The organism is Parasutterella muris (genome assembly GCF_943193095.1).
GTDB lineage: Bacteria > Pseudomonadota > Gammaproteobacteria > Burkholderiales > Burkholderiaceae_F > Parasutterella > Parasutterella muris.
Map to the genome: position 1 here is coordinate 1 of NZ_CALPCV010000029.1, position 17,293 is coordinate 17,293.

Annotated in this window: 16 protein-coding genes; 9 read left to right on the forward strand and 7 right to left on the reverse strand. The window is 49.8% G+C overall.

Annotation, left to right across the window (positions count from 1 at the left end; all coding sequences use genetic code 11):
- Positions 1–283: 283 nt before the first annotated feature.
- Positions 284–901 carry a molybdenum cofactor guanylyltransferase MobA gene (mobA, locus tag NFR90_RS09700; protein ID WP_251452613.1) on the forward strand — a complete coding sequence of 206 codons (618 nt, stop codon included), beginning with the start codon at positions 284–286 and terminating at the stop codon, positions 899–901.
- Between the two features lies 1 nt (position 902).
- Complete coding sequence (gene moeA, locus NFR90_RS09705; protein WP_251452616.1) at positions 903–2,120, forward strand: molybdopterin molybdotransferase MoeA; 1,218 nt, start codon at positions 903–905, stop codon at positions 2,118–2,120.
- Here moeA and NFR90_RS09710 read toward each other — a convergent pair.
- A complete protein-coding gene (locus tag NFR90_RS09710; protein ID WP_160336032.1) occupies positions 2,095–2,943 on the reverse strand; it encodes a metallophosphoesterase family protein in 849 nt (282 codons plus the stop codon). The two genes, moeA and NFR90_RS09710, sit on opposite strands and share 26 nt — an antisense overlap.
- Positions 2,944–3,142: 199 nt before the next feature.
- Positions 3,143–3,760: an outer membrane lipoprotein periplasmic chaperone LolA gene (gene lolA / locus NFR90_RS09715; protein WP_160336033.1), complete on the reverse strand. Its 618-nt coding sequence runs from the start codon at positions 3,758–3,760 to the stop codon at positions 3,143–3,145.
- Between the two features lie 403 nt (positions 3,761–4,163).
- Here lolA and NFR90_RS09720 point away from each other — a divergent pair, with 403 nt between their 5' ends.
- On the forward strand, positions 4,164–5,186 hold the full coding sequence (locus tag NFR90_RS09720) for an amidohydrolase family protein (protein ID WP_160336034.1): 1,023 nt from the start codon (positions 4,164–4,166) through the stop codon (positions 5,184–5,186).
- A gap of 8 nt (positions 5,187–5,194) precedes the next feature.
- Positions 5,195–5,869 carry an orotate phosphoribosyltransferase gene (locus tag NFR90_RS09725; protein WP_251452618.1) on the forward strand — a complete coding sequence of 225 codons (675 nt, stop codon included), beginning with the start codon at positions 5,195–5,197 and terminating at the stop codon, positions 5,867–5,869.
- A 46-nt stretch (positions 5,870–5,915) separates the two neighbouring features.
- On the opposite strand, the gene NFR90_RS09730 is transcribed toward NFR90_RS09725, so the two are convergent.
- Complete coding sequence (locus tag NFR90_RS09730; RefSeq protein WP_251452620.1) at positions 5,916–8,444, reverse strand: DNA translocase FtsK; 2,529 nt, start codon at positions 8,442–8,444, stop codon at positions 5,916–5,918.
- A gap of 88 nt (positions 8,445–8,532) precedes the next feature.
- On the opposite strand from NFR90_RS09730, the gene trxB reads away from it, so the two are divergent.
- On the forward strand, positions 8,533–9,495 hold the full coding sequence (trxB, locus tag NFR90_RS09735) for a thioredoxin-disulfide reductase (protein ID WP_160336037.1): 963 nt from the start codon (positions 8,533–8,535) through the stop codon (positions 9,493–9,495).
- Positions 9,496–9,507: 12 nt separating this feature from the next.
- The gene (locus NFR90_RS09740) at positions 9,508–10,158 is read left to right on the forward strand and encodes a Smr/MutS family protein (RefSeq protein WP_160336038.1); all 651 of its coding nucleotides are present in this window, start codon (positions 9,508–9,510) and stop codon (positions 10,156–10,158) included.
- 32 nt (positions 10,159–10,190) lie between these two features.
- Here NFR90_RS09740 and NFR90_RS09745 read toward each other — a convergent pair whose 3' ends face one another.
- The 3 genes from NFR90_RS09745 to argH all read right to left on the reverse strand — a co-directional run bounded on the left by NFR90_RS09745 (position 10,191) and on the right by argH (position 13,744).
- Positions 10,191–10,529 carry a P-II family nitrogen regulator gene (locus tag NFR90_RS09745; RefSeq protein WP_160336039.1) on the reverse strand — a complete coding sequence of 113 codons (339 nt, stop codon included), beginning with the start codon at positions 10,527–10,529 and terminating at the stop codon, positions 10,191–10,193.
- A gap of 35 nt (positions 10,530–10,564) precedes the next feature.
- On the reverse strand, positions 10,565–12,181 hold the full coding sequence (locus tag NFR90_RS09750; protein WP_160336040.1) for an NAD+ synthase: 1,617 nt from the start codon (positions 12,179–12,181) through the stop codon (positions 10,565–10,567).
- 132 nt (positions 12,182–12,313) lie between these two features.
- Positions 12,314–13,744, reverse strand: coding sequence for an argininosuccinate lyase (gene argH, locus NFR90_RS09755; protein ID WP_160336041.1), 1,431 nt, complete (start codon positions 13,742–13,744; stop codon positions 12,314–12,316).
- A 158-nt stretch (positions 13,745–13,902) separates the two neighbouring features.
- On the opposite strand from argH, the gene hemC reads away from it, so the two are divergent.
- Genes hemC through ppa form a run of 3 tightly spaced genes read left to right on the forward strand, consistent with a single transcriptional unit; the run spans position 13,903 to position 16,171 of the window.
- Complete coding sequence (gene hemC / locus NFR90_RS09760; protein ID WP_251452621.1) at positions 13,903–14,838, forward strand: hydroxymethylbilane synthase; 936 nt, start codon at positions 13,903–13,905, stop codon at positions 14,836–14,838.
- Entirely contained in the window at positions 14,835–15,593 is a 759-nt protein-coding gene (locus NFR90_RS09765; protein ID WP_251452622.1) for a uroporphyrinogen-III synthase, read from the forward strand. The genes hemC and NFR90_RS09765 overlap by 4 nt, the downstream gene beginning before the upstream one ends.
- A gap of 44 nt (positions 15,594–15,637) precedes the next feature.
- Positions 15,638–16,171 (forward strand): inorganic diphosphatase, encoded by a 534-nt coding sequence (gene ppa / locus NFR90_RS09770; RefSeq protein ID WP_160336044.1) that lies wholly within the window; start codon positions 15,638–15,640, stop codon positions 16,169–16,171.
- Positions 16,172–16,228: 57 nt separating this feature from the next.
- On the opposite strand, the gene NFR90_RS09775 is transcribed toward ppa, so the two are convergent.
- Positions 16,229–17,293 carry a branched-chain amino acid aminotransferase gene (locus NFR90_RS09775; protein ID WP_308645420.1) on the reverse strand — a complete coding sequence of 355 codons (1,065 nt, stop codon included), beginning with the start codon at positions 17,291–17,293 and terminating at the stop codon, positions 16,229–16,231.

Sequence of the window (17,293 nt, forward strand, 5' to 3'; positions counted from 1 at the left end):
ATAAATTTTTAAAGAACTTGCTTGATTTCTCAAGCGCAGAATTGCTATTTTACAGAACTGAAAATTCTTGTCAACTGAAACAGGAAAATTCAATGTAAAAATTTGTTTCTGCATCTCGAACAGCGCTTGGCGTTGTTCAATGAGGCGTGCATTCTACACATATTTTTGAGTTCGTCAAGCTGAGGCCTCTTCATTCGAAATCTCACTCGAACCTCGCGCCATATTTCCGCTCACTCAGGCGTTGTATTATCAGCAAATGTAATTCAGTGTTTAGGAGCGATCAGTGCCTCAATGCAAAGTTTCTGCTGTTCTGCTTGCCGGCGGTGAAGCTAAGAGAATGGGACGAATTAATAAAGGCTTCCAGCCCCTTAACGGCGCCGTCCTTGCCGAGCACGTACTGAGCTCCTTGAAGCATCAAACTTCAGATATATACATCAGCGCCAACTCGTACGCGGATGAGTATGCTCTGCGCTTTCCTTTTCCTGTTTTTCCTGACATTCGATATGACTTCCTCGGCCCTCTTGCCGGCATTGAAACCGTTCTGACCCGCGCGCCGAATATTGAATGGCTTTTTTGCTGTCCTGTTGATACACCTTACATCCCGGATAATCTTGTTCCTTCTTTGCTGAACAACGCGATAACGCTCGGAAGAACAGCAGCCTACCCTTGCCACAATGGGAAAGCTGAACCGCTTCACTGCCTGCTTCACTCGTCGGTACTGCCTGAACTCACTGCGTATCTTGACGCTGATAAGCGCAGTGTTTTTCGGTTTCTGAACTCTGTTGATGCCGTCGAAGTCCCAATTGCAACCGAAGACGATTCATTTATTAATCTGAATACAATAGAAGAACTCCGTCAGGCAGAAATGAAACAGACATCTAAAGACAGTATTGAGAATTGATATGAACGTGAAATCTTATGAAGACACCCTTGCTTTTCTGAGCAGTTATGTAAGACCGGCTGCGGAGACAGAAATTCGCAAACTTTCCGATGCGCTTGGCTTTGTTCTCGCCGAAAACCTGATCTCAAATCTGGATCTGCCTCGCTTTAATAATTCAGCAATGGACGGTTGGGCCTTTGGTTCCGAGAATATTCAGCCCGAAAGCTTCACGTTGACGTGCGTCGGCAGCGCCTTCGCAGGCCATCCTTATGAAGGAAAGCTTCGCCCGGGAGAATGCATTCGTATTATGACAGGTGCTGAGGTTCCCGAAGGGGCTGATACTGTCGTCAAACAGGAAATCGTAACCTCGGAGGGTTCATTAGTTACTTTCCCCGCGGGCGTGCGCAAAAATGAAAACGTACGCTTCTGCGGCGAAGAAGTTCAGCAAGGCTCTGTCTGTCTTAAAGCCGGCATTAAGCTTCGCTCTGCACATATGAACTTTCTTGCCGCAGTCGGCGTGAAAGAGGTCGTCGTTTATCGCAAACTCAAAGTTGGTTTCTTCTCCACCGGTGATGAATTGATCGGTGTAGAAGAAACAATGAGCGAAGGAAAAATTTACGATTCCAATCGCTACTGCATTAAGGCAATGATCGAGGAAGCCGGATTTGAACCCGTCGATCTCGGCCGCTTCCCGGACAATGAACAAAAAATTAAAGACGGAGTGCTTCAGGCAGCAGTTCTCTGCGACGCTATCATTACGTCCGGCGGTGTCTCCGTCGGTGAGGCAGATTTCACTCGTGATGCAGTCCTGTCAAACGGAGAATTAGTAGACTGGAAATGCTTAATTAAACCCGGTAAACCTCTGGCTATCGGCAAAGTCAGAAATGCATACTTCTTCGGTCTGCCGGGGAACCCAACCGCCGCTCAAGTGACATTCCACGCCATTGTCTCTTTAGCGCTTCGCAGACTCTCCGGAGAAATTAATCCAACACTTAAAATGAGTCTCGCCTACGCTGGGGCAGACAATCTTAAGAAAAAACCGGGATACACAGAATTCCAACGAGGCGTCTTAGAAGTAAGAAACGGCCGTATCTGCGTAATACCCGCAGGTTCTCAAAAAACCGGCGCCATGCGCTCAATGGTAGACGCTAATTGCTTCATCTTCCTTCCGGAACAGCAGGGAGCGGTTCATGAAGGAGACCTACTGAGGGTTGTCAGCTTTTACGGCCTTTATTCTTAGATACCGGAGACCACTCGCGTCTCTGCAGTCGTCCGAAACGATTCTTGGTGAGCCGACGGAACTTCGAAGCTGGTGTTCGACGAACACCGGGGAACGGTAATTTCACCTGCTTCTGAATTTTTTCCTGAAGCTCCCTGGGATCAACTTGTGCGGGAACAATAATATTTCCCTCAAGATCAATAATCCCTCTAAGCCCAATACCACGGCACTTTAGCCCCTTCTGGGGAAGATAGCATCGACTTTCATGCTGATGCGCGTGAATAATCATTTTTGCGCCGAGACTGATTGCTAAATCATCAATCGCTTCAAAGCCCTTGGCATGCATAGAAGGAGCTTCGTGCGTAATAAGAATATCCGCCTTACACTCTCTCAGCTTTTCATAAACGGAATAAAAAATTGTAGAGCGGTGTCTGCGAGGCAGTCCGCCGCGCCACATGCCGCTTTTTCCTATCTTGCGGATAAACAGACTCGGCGAAGAGAACAAAGGAAGATTCGGAGGCATCCAAATTTGACCGCGGAAAACACCGCCCAGACCCGCAACCTTTACGCCGCAAATATCCTGTACACGGCCGTGGAGATTGTTTCTGGCAAAAGACGAACGCCAAAGCCGATCGTAAATAAGATCGGTATCCGTATCGTGATTGCCCGGAATCCAGTAAATCTTTGTCTTGGTATCACGGACAGATTTGAAAATCACATCCAGCGACTGAGGCGGCGTGAGATCGCCGAGGATCAGCACCGCATCCGGATGCCATTGATCGATCGCGCTCAATATGTGCGAAAACTCGCCGTGAGGGTCCCCGCACAAAAATATCTTACTCATTCATGCTCCTCTCGAATAATTCGCGAGGAACAGAGTTCATCCGGTTTCTCACCGAATGAATAAAACTTATTCTCTTCGTCATTTCAATCAGCACCGCTGTTTTACTTATTGATTCTCAATAGTGCTGCCCGTATATCTATGTACCCAAGAGAATAACACTATTTAGCTAATATCTATAGTCTCTTCATTAACAGAAGACCTATTTGACCTTGAGAACGTCAGCACCTTTAGGCGGAACAAAAGAGAAAACAGAGGGCGCAATACGCTCATTTGTTTTTACGTCCTTAAATTGAAGCGTCGTTTTTTCTCCCATCAACCCGTTAACCTGCAAAAGCTCAGGATTTTCACCCTTAAACCCGAATATCACTTCCTTCACACTGGCATCTTTTTTCTTCGGCACCAACTTAAATAACGTCAGTCCGTCTTTATCGGGCAGCTGAGTGATGTCCCAGTCCCTGTCTAATGAATCCTGACCGAAGAGAATCGACGCAGGGCTCTGAGGTATGGCTCCCTTAGCATTACGAACGGTAACTTGGTTCAAATCTTTATCCCAAACAAAGAGCTCTTTGCCGTCACATACCATGACCTGCTCGTACGGGGTCTGGTAAACCCAATTAAACTTACCGGGCTTCTGAAATTTAAAGTCGCCCTGCGACGGCTCTTCCGTCGCTTTACCCTGTTTGTCAACCGTCTGTTGAGAAAAAACTCCTGACACAGACTGCGATGCGAGAAAATTTTTTAATACGGACGCATCGGCTGCGCAGGCAATAGAATTCATTGCACCGCAGCAGTATAAAAACACAAGTAGTTTCTTCATATCTTTCCGTCTAACCTTATGCGGTTATCCGTCGTTTAAGGTTCCTAAGTAAAAAACAGGCACTGACTTCGCTTCTAAAAAGCCCCAGCCGAAATTAAATTCATCGGGAAACAAGATGCTTCCGAATGATTCTAGCAATGCTATAAATCGCGTCAGCAGAAAAAAACTTCATCTTGAGATAAAAAGTATTTTTTTGTTTCGAGTTCTGCTTCAGAGCACACGAAACCACAAAGATTTTTGCTATCCTTCGCAACATGCAAATTTCAACATTCAAACTGCGTGAAGGTAAAACCTTCAATTGTTTGAGGGCTCTTCGTGTGCCCGGCATCTCTTTTTCTTTTAATATGCGGAATTCCCAGACGGCATTTCTTTTAGAAGTGCCGTTTTTTTATAGGACAAAATAATGAATTTAGAAGCTCCTCTCACAATCCGCTCAATGATTGAGCCTGTGATTAAAAGAAACGGCGGATGGGTCAACACCCACGCGCACGCAGATCGGTCATTTACATTAAGTCCGGACGTACTGCAGATGAGAAAAACCTGTACTCTGCAGCAGAAATGGGACGCTCTTGACAGACTTAAATCCGAATCAACAGAGGAAGATTTCTACAGACGCTTCTGCCAATTCTTCGAGTTAATGATCTCTCAGGGCGTCACAGCGGTCGGAACTTTTGTGGATATCGATCCGCAAAGCAAAGACCGTGCGATTAAGGCAGGCATCCGCGCCAGAGAACATTATGCGGATCAGCTGATTGTTAAATTCGCAAACCAGACGCTCAAAGGTGTTATCGATCCGGTCGCCCGTGAATGGTTTGATATCGGCTCTCAGATGGTCGATATCATCGGAGCTCTTCCCAAACGTGACGAAAATGATTACGGAAAAGGATCCGAAGCTTTTGACATCATTCTCGGTACCGCTAAAGCGCTTGGCAAAATGGTCCACGCCCACGTCGACCAGTTCAACCAATCTCTGGAATACGAGACAGAAGAACTTTGCCGCAAGACAATTGAGCACGGAATGGAAGGCCGAGTTGTCGCGATCCACGGTATCTCAATCGCTGCTCACTCCAGACAATACCGTCAGCGTCTCTATGATCTGATGAAAAAAGCCAACGTGATGATGATCGCCTGCCCGACCGCTTGGATTGATACGCCTCGCTCGGAGCTGATCGGACCGGCGCATAACTCCATGACGCCTGTAGACGAACTTGATCCGGCCGGAATTACTGTCGCGCTCGGCACTGATAATGTCTGCGATGCGATGGTTCCCTGGAACAACGGAGATATGTGGCACGAACTCACAACCCTGGCAACCGGCTGCCGCTATGATGAGATGGAGCGCCTTGCGCGAATCGGCTCAGTCAACGGCAGAAAAGTCCTCGGACTTCCGGACCTTCCCAATACCGATTTCACTATCCAGATTTAATCACTCCTATGCCTACTTCGTTTCTTGCTCAAGACATTATGGCTGAACATCTGCTGTCCCATAATGCAATTGTCTTTCTTAAAGATAAGCCGATGCGCCTTCGCTCAGGCCTTGTAACGCCGATTTACGTCGATAACCGCACACTTCCTTCCTATCCGGAAGCCTGGCGGGATATCATCGAAACCATGGCCTCCCGCATCGTCGAATTAAAGATTCCGTTTGATATGATCGCCGGCGTTGAAGATGCGGGAACCGCACATGGAGGCGCGCTCGCATACCGTCTTTCTGTTCCGTTTATCACTGTCAGAAAGGTTGCTAAAAGCTACGGCGATAAAACGCGTATCGATGGCGAAAACGTAAAAGGAAAACGCGTGCTGATCATCGAAGACCATCTTTCTACAGGCTTGTCTCTGCTTGACGCCGCCAAAGCACTTCGTGAGCAGGGCGCGATCGTAACGCACTGTTTTGCGATCACAAACTTTGATATGCCTGAAACCGCCAAACTCTTCGACAAGAACGGTATTCAGGCTTTCCAACTCCTTCCTTTTGCAGCGATCGTCGAGAAAGCTGTCAGTATGGAGTTAATCTCAGAGAAAGAAAAGGAAGATATCGAAAGCTGGCTGGATACGCCTTGGAGCTGGGCTTCGCAGCGCGGACTGCTCGCACAGTCAACTGAAAACTAATTGCTTTTCCCCTGCAGTTCAAAGGCCGCCCGAGGGCGGCCTTTCTTTAGTCTTCAAACGACGGAGTTTTCTGCGCAAGCACTTGCCGCTTGCCGTTTTGAGTCGGCGCTGAAACGATGCCCTCCTTCTCCATCTGCTCGATGAGATTGGCCGCACGGTTATAACCAATGCTGAGGCGACGCTGAATATACGAAATCGAAGGCCGATTCTCTGAAATCACCAAATCTACGGCCCGATCATACAAAGCGTTATCCTCACCTCTGGCAGCTCCGCCCGTGCTTACGCTTTCTGCTTCTTCCACCGCTTCCTCTTCCGCAGCGTTCGTCACGCCTTCAACATAGCAAGGCGTACCTTGAGAACGAAGATAGTTCGTCACGTTGTTAATTTCCTCATCCGTCACATACGCGCCGTGAATGCGCTGAAGCGGTTTGCTCGGCCGCATGTAGAACATGTCGCCTCTTCCCAGCAGCTCTTCCGCACCCGGAGTGTTGAGGATCGTCATCGAGTCATAGCGGTTCGAAACCTGGAAACTAATACGCGACGGGCAGTTCGCCTTAATCACGGCAGTCACAACGTCAGTACTCGGCCTCTGAGTGGCCAGAATGACATGCATGCCCGCGGCTCTCGCCTTCTGAGTAAGACGAGTAATCTTGTTTTCAACCTCCTTGCCGTACATCATTAAGAGATCCGAATACTCGTCAACGATAATGATGATATAAGGCATCTTTTCCAACGGAACAGGAGGTTCAACCATCTTGTTCATCAGAGTGATGCCCTGCGCGGCACTTTCTGCAATCTTCTCGTTGTACGCGTCAAAGTTGCGTACACCTGCCATGCGCAGCATCTTATAGCGGCGGTCCATTTCGCGAACACACCAGTTAAGCGCATGAGCCGCTTCAGACATATCGGTAATCACCGGAGTCAGCAGGTGAGGAATATCCTCATACATTCCGAATTCGACCTCTTTCGGGTCAATCAGGATAAGTTTCAGATCGTCCGGGTTGTTTTTATACAGCATGGACAAAATCATCGCGTTCACGCCGACGGATTTACCGGAACCCGTTGTACCGGCCACTAAAAGATGGGGCGCTTTGGCTAAATCAATGACAACCGGCTCTCCTGCAACATTCTTGCCTAACGCAAGCGTCAGAGGAGAAGTGCTCTGTTTAAAAACCAGACTGTTAATGATTTCTTTAAGATAAATCGTTTGAACAGACTGGCCTGAATTTGGGACTTCCAGCCCGATGCAGTCAATCTCTCTTAAATTCTCAACCACTCGCACATTCGGCTGTCCTAAACCGCGAGCCAAATCCTTTGCGACCTCAACAAATTTCTTGGATTTAACGCCCACCCCCGGCTGTACTTTAAATCGTGTAATGATCGGTCCGGGAAGCGCTGAAAGCACTTTAGCGGTGATCTTATAGTTCTGAAGAATATGTTCAATTCGCTGAGAGGTAAGCCGCAGCTCATCCTGACTGACCGTCGTTTTCTCAAACGGCGGCTCGGTCAGTAGATTCGCACTCGGAAGTTCATATTCATGAACAGTTTCGACGAATGGTGCTTCCTCGGGCATTTTGCCGCTTAATCCGACTGTTTCGCTCTGTTCAACCGGAATATCATCCGTTTCTTCAGCGGTCGGACTCGCCTGGGGAGCCTGCGGGGGCTGCGGGGCCTCCGGAGCTGCCTGAGGCTCTCTGCGGGCTATAAATGTCGGATCGGGCTTAAAATCAATCGGCTCGAATTCATGAATGCCGACAACCTTATCCTCAGGCTTCGGACCGAAGATTTCGCTTTCGGTGACAACCTCCTGCTCCTTGATCGCAGGCTCGACATGCTGCTCATGCGGAGCATGATTGTCCTGAAGCATCTTCTCTCTTTCTTCAATAGAGGCTTTACCCGCAGCAATATCCTCTTTAGTCTGGCGGATCGCCATAATGCGGCTGCCGATATTTTCCAGTACACGGCCGATACCTTCACACAGACCGATCCAGGAAAAACCGAGGAAAACCGATGCGCTGTAAAGCGCAATAATCAAAAGAAGTACTGTCGCCACCGTGTGGTTCATCCAGTAAAGCATCTCGGATCCGATCGCGCTGCCAAGTACGCCGCCGGTCGTCCCCGGCAGTTCTCCTGAGTAAGAATGAAACCGCAGGAAAAAGAGCGCGCAGGCCGACAGAAGCAGCAGCACGAAAGCGAAAATCCGAAAACCCATCGGATAGATTGTCGTCGTCACAGAGCGCCCTCTGATACGCTTTATTCCGCGAATCAGCAAAAAGAGCGCTCCGGCCGCAAAAATCCATACACCCCAGCCAAACAGCAGATAAATCAGATCAGAAATCCAGGCGCCCGCCGTACCGAAAATATTGGAAACTTCCTGCTCGGATGTAAAGCGCGAAAAACCGGGATCGCTGCTGTTATGCGTCCACAGGATTAAAGACAGCGCGATAAATCCGGCCGTCATACACACGCAAAGAATAAAGCCCCAAAGTTTGCTGATGCCGTTGAATTCCGGACCGGAAGAAGCTGTCGCGGGCGATCTTCTTGCCAAAAACATAGTCTCGATTGTGTTACTCATTGTGTGCTGAAGGTATCTGATTTATAGAAATATAACCTCGCTCTACTATAATCGTCGAGCATTTTTTAATTTATTCGGACGGTATTTTATGTCTAATATTACTGAACATTCTAAAGTTTTGGTCCTCGGTTCCGGTCCTGCCGGATACACTGCAGCTGTTTACGCAGCACGCGCCAATCTCAAACCGACGCTCATTACCGGAATGGAACAAGGCGGTCAGCTCACAACCACTACTGAAGTAGACAACTGGCCCGGAGACCCGAAAGGTGTTATGGGTCCCGAACTGATGAACCGCATGCTTGAGCACGCTGAACGTTTCGAGACAAAGATTGTTTTCGATGAAATCGTTGAAGCGCATCTTCAGGAAAAGCCGCTTCGTTTAGTCGGCAACAACGGTACCTACACCTGCGATACTCTGATTATCGCTACCGGCGCCAGCGCTAAATATCTCGGTATTCCGAGCGAAGAAACCTTCAAGGGCAAAGGCGTTTCCGCCTGCGCAACCTGCGACGGCTTCTTCTACCGCAACCAGGAAGTTGCCATCGTCGGCGGCGGAGACTCTGCGATTAAGGAAGCGATTTATCTTTCCGGCATCGCCAGCAAGGTTCACATGATCCATCGTCGTGATACCTACAGAGCCGAACCGATCATGGTCGACAAACTTAAGGCTGTCGCGGCTGAAGGCAAGATCGTTCTGCACGAGCACTGCACGCTTGATGAAATCCTCGGCGACAACAACGGTGTCAACGCTGTCCGCATCAACAACCTCAAGAGCGGAGAACAGGAAACTATTCCTGTCATGGGCGTCTTTATCGCTATCGGCCATAAGCCCAACACCGACCTCTTCGAAGGTCAGCTCGAGCTGAACAACGGCTATATTGTGACCAAAGGCATTGCCTCCGGCAGCGCTCAGGCGACAAACATCCCCGGCGTTTTCGCAGCCGGCGACGTTCAGGATCAGGTTTATCGTCAGGCGATCACCAGTGCCGCCACAGGCTGTATGGCCGCTCTGGACGCCCAGGAATATCTCGAGCTCAATAACCTCGCATAAGAAGCTGAGAAAATGGCCGGTTCTAAAGAGTCATTCGCTTCCCTGCTCGGACTGAAGGAGACGCTTCGAATTCAGTCCGAAGAGCGCGCTAAGGCCGCAGCGGAAGAAGAGAAAAGGAAAAAAGAGCGCCAAGCCAAAGCTCACGAGTTTGAAAATGCCATGAAGAAGCTCGGCGTTAAGCCCGTTAAGCTTCACAATGATGTTGTCCATCATGAAAAAGCGAAGCCGGATCCTTATCCCCGTCAGACTAAGCTTGACAACGAAGCTGTTCTGACGGATTCGCTTTCGGACCATATCAATGCCGATCTATATTTGGATTCGGACGAAAGGCTTTCATACCGAGCCAAAAACATGGCGCCCGATATTCCTAAAAAACTCAGAGCCGGCACCTGGTCAATCAAGGGATCGCTCGATCTTCACGGATATACGTCCGATGAAGCGAGGGCGCTTCTCTCTGTTTTCATCACGGAACAAATGAAAGCAGGTCATCGCGCTGTCCGTATTATCCACGGACAGGGTTTTGGATCCTTCCAAAAGAAGCCCGTACTGAAGGAAAGAGTCCCGGGATGGCTGATTCAGAAAAAAGAGGTTCTCGCTTTTGTCGAAGCGCCAAGCTTTGACGGCGGAGCCGGAGCGCTGTACGTTCTGCTCGCTCCTCTCTAAAAGAAAATCCTCCGAATTTCGGAGGACTTTTTTTAAACCGCTGAGTTTCCGGTTTCACCCGTACGGATGCGTATCACTTCTTCAACCGGCATCACGAAGATCTTTCCGTCTCCGATCTTGTTGGTTCTGGCGGCTTTCATAATCGCCTCCACTGCCATATTGACCAGAGAATCGTCTACAACACACTCAATCTTCATCTTCGGCAGAAAATCCACCACATATTCAGCGCCACGGTACAGTTCCGTGTGTCCTTTCTGTCTGCCGAAACCTTTTACCTCGGTTACGGTCATTCCCTGCACACCAATTTCAGCAAGTGCTTCGCGCACCTCATCAAGCTTGAACGGTTTAATAATTGCGAGGATCTGTTTCACGGTCTCTCCTTCGTTTTTTTGAGAGTTTAACACTCTCACAGCTTATATTTATCAGTTACCGGGAACCGCCAATCCCTGCCGAAAGCTACCTTTGTCACTTTCGGTCCGATCGGTGACTGCCGGCGCTTGTACTCTGCTTTCTGAAGCATGGTCAGAACGCGCTGAACGTCTTCATGCTTATAGCCCGCTTTAACTATCTGATGTGCGTCTTCACGCTCCTCAATAAAACGCTTGAGGATGCCGTCGAGCACACCATAGTCGGGAAGCGAGTCCTGGTCTTTCTGATTTTCCCGCAGTTCGGCTGTCGGAGGACGCGTCAGAATAGTTTCCGGAAATACGTTTTGGGCGCGGTTGAGCCAGCGGCATATTTCATAAACCTGAGTTTTATAAACATCCTTGAGCACAGCGTAGCCGCCTGCTAAATCTCCGTACAGCGTTGAGTAGCCGACCGCCATTTCACTCTTGTTTCCGGTTGTGGCCACCATTGAGCTGAATTTATTGGAGATTGCCATCAGAATCACGCCGCGGATTCTGGCCTGAAGATTTTCTTCCGTCACATCCTTCGGTTTTCCCTGAAACTGCCGCGCAAGCATAAATTCAAAAGCGGAGTAGCCGTCCTGAATCGAGATCGTCTCAAAGCGTACGCCGAGGCGATCTGCCAGCGCCTGAGCGTCTCTTCGGCTAAGACTCGAGGTGTAGACGGACGGCATCATCACGGCAAGCGTATTGTCCGCGCCCACGGCATCAACGGCGATCTTAAGAACAAGCGCCGAATCCACGCCGCCGGAAAGTCCAAGGACGATCCCTTTGAATTTATTTTTCTGCACGTAATCACGGAAGCCCGTCACCAAAGCACGATAAAGCAGTTCCACTGCTTCAGGCTGCGGCTCTACAGCGCCTTTAACTACGCGGCCGTTCTCTACGGCAACTTGTCCGAGGGCTGCGCCAAAATAGGCAAGTCTTGCGAGAACGCCCTCCTGCGAACAAGCAAATGAGGCTCCGTCAAAGACAATCTCATCCTGCGCGCCCGCCATATTGACATATACCGCATCCATCCCGAGCGCAATGACATTGTTTTTGATTTTCTCAAGCCGCTGATTCAGTTTGCCTTCTTCATAAGGTGAAGCGTTTGGAATCAGAAGAATCTGCGCACCTTGGGCTTTTGCGGCCTTGGAGGCGTTTTCAAACCAAACATCCTCACAGACGGCAATGCCAAACACTGTATCTTTTATCTGAAAGACCTGTTTTTGCTCACCGCCGGGAGAGAAATAGCGAGCTTCATCAAACACACCGTAGTTCGGAAGTTCCTTTTTTTCGTAACAAAGAAGAATCTTTCCGCCTTTTACGACCGAGACGCAGTTGTAGAGTTTTCCTTCGCGTCGGCTCGGATGGCCGACAAGAATCGCCAGATTCGGCCAAGCTTCTGAAGCAGTGCGGATTTCTTCAAGTTTCAGACCGCAGTCGCGGATGAAGCTGTCCATAAGCAGAAGATCTTCCGGCGGGTATCCGCAGACAGACAATTCCGGCGTCAGAAGAATATCCGAGTTCTGAGCGGCTTTGCCGGCAGCCTCAAGAATTCGTGCGGTATTGCCCTGAAGATCGCCCGCTGTCTGATTCAGCTGAGCCAGTGTGATAATGATTCTTTCAGACATAAACTTTCTCAAAACGTATCGTTTTAATAATAAGAGATTGCGTGCGCAGATAACGGATTCAGACGCTCAGCTCGTCATAAAAAAAGAGCCGGCGTTTTAATTCCGACTCTCTTTGTTCAGCTGACTTTTAATTTAGCTGCGGTTTTTCAGACGGTCTTTCCAAATCTGTACCTGACGCATTACCTGAATCGGAGCGGTGCCTCCGGTATGATTTCTCGCCGCGACGGAGCCTTCAAGGGTAAGACTTTCATACACATCGGGTCCGACCTTGTCCGAGAACTCGCGCAGTTCTTCCAAGGAAAGATCATGAAGCGCGCAGCCCTTTTCCGAGGCGAGGCGAACTGCGCAGCCCACTGCTTCATGCGCGTCCCGGAACGGCAGTCCCTTGCGCACAAGATAATCGGCAAAATCAGTCGCTGTCGGGAATCCGAGCATCACCGCTTCTCTCAGGCGGTCCTTACGAACTTCAATTCCGGGGATCATCTCGATGAACGCTCTCAGTGTATCTTTGACTGTGTCGATCGTGTCAAAGAGAGGTTCTTTATCTTCCTGATTGTCCTTGTTATAGGCAAGCGGCTGACCTTTCATCAGCATGAGCAGACCCATCAGGTGTCCCACAACTCGTCCGGACTTGCCTCGAGCTGCCTCGGGAACATCCGGATTCTTCTTCTGAGGCATGATGGATGAACCGGTTGTAAAACGGTCCGGCAGCATGATGTAGCCGAAATTGGTATTCATCCAATAGATCAGCTCTTCAGAAAGACGGGAAATGTGCACCATGATCAGAGAGGCGCAGGAGCAGAACTCAACTGCAAAATCACGGTCGCTGACGGAATCCAGTGAATTCTGCGTTACACCTTCAAAACCGAGGAGCTCCGCTGTGTATTCACGGTCGATCGGATAAGTAGTGCCCGCGAGCGCGGCTGCGCCCAGGGGTGAACGATTGACGCGCTTGCGGCAGTCGAGCAGACGTTCGCGGTCTCTCTCAAACATTTCCGCATAGGCAAGGAAGTGGTGACCGAGCGTAACCGGCTGAGCAACCTGCATATGCGTGTAGCCCGGCATGATCGTGTCGACATTTTTTTCAGCCACGTGCAGCAGAGACTCCTGAAGATGGGTCAGCAGCTTCACGATCTGATCAATTTCATTTCTCAGGTATAAACGAATATCCACCGCAACCTGGTCGTTTCGGCTGCGGCCGGTATGAAGACGCTTGCCCGCGTCCCCGACTAATTCAGTGAGTCTTGCCTCGATATTCAGGTGAACATCTTCCAGTTCAAGCTTCCAATCAAAGCGTCCGGTTTTGATTTCCTGAAGAATCTGGCGCATGCCGCGCTCAATATCTTTAAGGTCGGATTGGCTGATGATCCCGCACTTTGCGAGCATCTTAGCGTGCGCGACAGAACCGGCAATATCTGCTTCGGCCATGCGTTTGTCAAAATTCACACTCGCCGTGTAACGCAAAACAAATTCGGCCATAGGCTCAGAAAAGCGTCCGCTCCAAGCCTCCTTTTTAGAAGCAAGCGGATCGGCGTGTACTGAGTTGTGATTAATTTGGGCCATAGCAACAATAACTATTTAAAAAAAGAAGATATTATATAGAATCCGCCGACTGAGCATCTTAACCAAGACTAGAATTTGGCGACGTTTTTTCTAATCTGCGCGTAACATTCCGTTGCTACACTAACGAAGTTATTTATTCAACTTCTGATGCAGTCACAATGACACAGGAAAACAAATTAATCATTGCCAGCCGTGAGAGTCCTCTTGCGCTTTGGCAGACAAAACACGTTCAGTCCGTCCTGAAAGAAAAATTCCCGGAACTTGACGTAGAAATTCTCGGTATCACAACCAAAGGCGACAAAATTCTAGGCGTCACTTTGTCCAAAGTCGGCGGCAAAGGACTTTTTGTTAAAGAACTGGAAGCCGCGATGCTCGAGGGCAAAGCCCAGTTTGCGGTTCACAGTCTGAAAGACGTTCCGATGACGCTGTTCAAACCTTGTGTGCTTGCCGCTGTCATGAAGCGAGAAGACCCACGCGACTGCTTCGTCTCACAGAAATATGAGCGTCTGGAAGACATGCCGGCGGGTTCCGTTGTCGGAACCGCGAGTCTCAGACGCGAACTGATGCTGAAAGCTCGATTCCCGCACCTCAAGGTCGAAATGATCAGAGGCAATGTCGGCACACGTCTTTCCAAGCTGGACGCCGGCTTATACGACGGGCTCGTTATGGCAAGCGCCGGCCTCAAGCGTCTTGGACTCAGCGAAAGAATCCGCTCTCTTATTCCGCCTGAAGTTTCTCTTCCGGCGCCCGGACAAGGCGCGATCGGCATTGAAGCGGTGGAAGGAGACGAAGTCACGCTGCAGTATCTGAGCACTCTGAACGACGAAGAAACACGTTTATGCACGAGAGCTGAACGCGCGGTTTCCTTCGCATTCGGCGGTTCCTGTCAGGTTCCCCTTGCAGCTTACGCCACCATTGAGGACGGTCAGATGTTTCTTCGCGCACTCGTGGGCAACCACATGACCGGTGAGTTTGTTTATTCCGAGCTCACGGCTGCGGCCGACACGCCGGAGAACAACGCCGAAGTCATCGTTCGCGATCTGAAGGAAAAAGGCGCTGAACGTCTGCTTCGCGAAGTGCTGAATCCGGCATGAAATCCATTCTGGTCATGAAGCCCGGGCGTGAGGGAAAGGCGGCAGCGGAAGCGGCTGCCAAAGGCGGCATGCCTGTCTTTTTTTGGCCCGCCTTCTCCTTTCGCAGTGCAAAGCGCAGTCAGGCGGATATTGAGAAGCTTGTGCAGGAAGCTCGAGACGGAGCGCTTCTGATTGTTGTCAGTCCTGCCGCGGTTCGCTGCCTTTCTGAGATCGTTCCTGATTTTCCGGACAGCACGCATTTTGCCGCGGTCGGCGCCCCGAGTGCCGAGCTCATTCAAAAGTATTGGCCGAACACCAAGCGCGCGATTTTCCCGAAGGGAACATCACTGCAGAGCGGATCAGAGCTGCTTTTTGACGAACTGAAGGCGCTCGGTCTTCCCAAGAAAGCGATCATTCTGCGAGGACAGACGGGCCGAGAGTTCCTCTTTGAAGAGCTTCAAAAAGCCGGCGTGGATGTCCGCAAAGAAGTCATCTACCGGCGCATCCCTTTCAAGGCGTCTGAGGAAGAAAAAGCACAGCTTGAGCAGACTCCTCCTGCCGCGGTGTATTTAACAAGTTCGGACTCCGCAGATATTCTTTTAGAAAACGTATGCGAATCCATGCGTGAATCTATCAAAGACGCCGCTGTTCTGACGATTCATCCGCGTATTGCAGAACGGCTGTATGAACTCGGTTTCCCGCGCGTCTCACTGATTGATTCACACGATCCGAACTTAATCCATGAACTCTGTCGTTTGGCACGGAGCTCTGAGTAATACTAAAATTAAACTTTTATTTTCCATCGAGTCGAGAGTTAAATATGGATATGTCAAAAATTAGTGCGGGGCGCGATCTTCCGCATGACTTCAACTGCGTCATTGAAATCCCCGCGCAGAGCGATCCTGTCAAATATGAAGTAGACAAAGAAAGCGGCGCGCTTCTGGTTGACCGTTTTATCGGTACCTCCATGCGTTATCCCGCCAACTACGGTTTCATTCCTCAGACACTCGGCGATGACGGAGACCCGGTTGACGTCTGCGTTATCACTCCGTTCCCTCTTCTTGCCGGTTCCGTCATTCGCTGCCGTCCGCTCGGCATGCTGCTGATGGAAGACGAAAGCGGCGGTGACATGAAGATGCTGGCTGTTCCGGTTCAGAAGCTGACTCCGAGATACAACAAGGTCAACACCATTGAAGATGTACCTGAAGATCTTCTGGCTCAGATCCGTCACTTCTTTGAACACTACAAAGATCTGGAAAAAGGCAAGTGGGCCAAGGTTTCCGGATGGACAGGTCCTGAAGAAGCCTGCAAAGTGATTATGGACGGTGTAGAAGCCTACAAAAAAGCTGAATAATGTTTAGCGCAAAAAAATCCCGAGAGTTTTTTCCCGGGATTTTTTTTGCCTTATGACTTATTTGATCTTATAGATCCAGCCTTCAGGACCTTTGACCGTACCCATCTGGATGCCGGTCAGAGTTTCTCTCAGTTTTGTGCAGACCGGTCCCATTTTTTCCATACCGGAAGGAAGATAAATATCGCCGTCAGGCGTATTGATCATGCCGATCGGAGCGAGTACCGCAGCTGTGCCGCAGAGCGCGCCTTCCTGCATGTCTTTCAGCTCGTCAAGACGAACTTTTCTTTCTTCTACCTTCATACCGAGAATATCGCGGGCGACCTCAACGAGTGAGCGGCGTGTAATCGAAGGAAGAATAGAGTCAGACTTAGGAACAACAATCGTTCCTTCTTTATCCACAAACAGCAGGTTCGCGCCGCCTGTTTCTTCAATGTAAGTACGAGTGGCCGGGTCAAGGTAAATGTTTTCCGCATAGCCCTTGCGATGGGCCTCCATGGTCGGGTGCAAACTCATCGCATAGTTGAGGCCTGCCTTAATGTCCCCCGTTCCGCGCGGCGCCGCGCGGTCAAATTCAGGAATAGTGAGCTTCAGAGGCTTAATCGCGCCTTTGAAGTACGCGCCAACCGGCATGACAAAAATTCTGAAAATAAATTCGTTGGCCGGAGCAACGCCAATCTGAGGGCCGGAGCCGATCATGACGGGGCGAATATAAAGCGTAGCTCCGGTACCGTACGGAGGAACCCAATCGGCGTTAGCACGAACCACTTCTTCAACCGCCTTTACAAACAGCTCTTTCGGGAATTCAGGCATTTCCAGGCGCGCTGCACTGTGCTGCATGCGTTCTGCGTTTTGATCGGGGCGGAATGTAACGATGTGGCCGTCAACGGTTTCATATGCCTTCAGACCTTCGAAACAGCACTGAGCGTAATGGAAAACGCAGGCGGCTTCTGAAAGCTCAATATTCGGGTCCGAAATCAGCTTGCCTTCGGACCATTTGCCGTCTTTCCACTCAGCCTGGAAACGAAAATCTGTCGGTGTGTATCCGAATCCAAGCTTGCTCCAATCGATATCTTTTTTCATGTTGTGACTTCTCCTTGATAACTCACTATCAATAACTTCTAT

Excerpts from the sequence above, each read along its gene's own strand:
- trxB (WP_160336037.1), top strand. The coding sequence starts at position 8,533 with ATGTCTAATATTACTGAACATTCTAAAGTTTTGGTCCTCGGTTCCGGT.
- lolA (WP_160336033.1), bottom strand. The coding sequence starts at position 3,760 with ATGAAGAAACTACTTGTGTTTTTATACTGCTGCGGTGCAATGAATTCT.
- NFR90_RS09740 (WP_160336038.1), top strand. The coding sequence starts at position 9,508 with ATGGCCGGTTCTAAAGAGTCATTCGCTTCCCTGCTCGGACTGAAGGAG.
- NFR90_RS09750 (WP_160336040.1), bottom strand. The coding sequence starts at position 12,181 with ATGTCTGAAAGAATCATTATCACACTGGCTCAGCTGAATCAGACAGCG.
- hemC (WP_251452621.1), top strand. The coding sequence starts at position 13,903 with ATGACACAGGAAAACAAATTAATCATTGCCAGCCGTGAGAGTCCTCTT.
- NFR90_RS09720 (WP_160336034.1), top strand. The coding sequence starts at position 4,164 with ATGAATTTAGAAGCTCCTCTCACAATCCGCTCAATGATTGAGCCTGTG.
- argH (WP_160336041.1), bottom strand. The coding sequence starts at position 13,744 with ATGGCCCAAATTAATCACAACTCAGTACACGCCGATCCGCTTGCTTCT.
- NFR90_RS09710 (WP_160336032.1), bottom strand. The coding sequence starts at position 2,943 with ATGAGTAAGATATTTTTGTGCGGGGACCCTCACGGCGAGTTTTCGCAC.
- NFR90_RS09730 (WP_251452620.1), bottom strand. The coding sequence starts at position 8,444 with ATGAGTAACACAATCGAGACTATGTTTTTGGCAAGAAGATCGCCCGCG.
- NFR90_RS09725 (WP_251452618.1), top strand. The coding sequence starts at position 5,195 with ATGCCTACTTCGTTTCTTGCTCAAGACATTATGGCTGAACATCTGCTG.
- moeA (WP_251452616.1), top strand. The coding sequence starts at position 903 with ATGAACGTGAAATCTTATGAAGACACCCTTGCTTTTCTGAGCAGTTAT.
- ppa (WP_160336044.1), top strand. The coding sequence starts at position 15,638 with ATGGATATGTCAAAAATTAGTGCGGGGCGCGATCTTCCGCATGACTTC.
- NFR90_RS09765 (WP_251452622.1), top strand. The coding sequence starts at position 14,835 with ATGAAATCCATTCTGGTCATGAAGCCCGGGCGTGAGGGAAAGGCGGCA.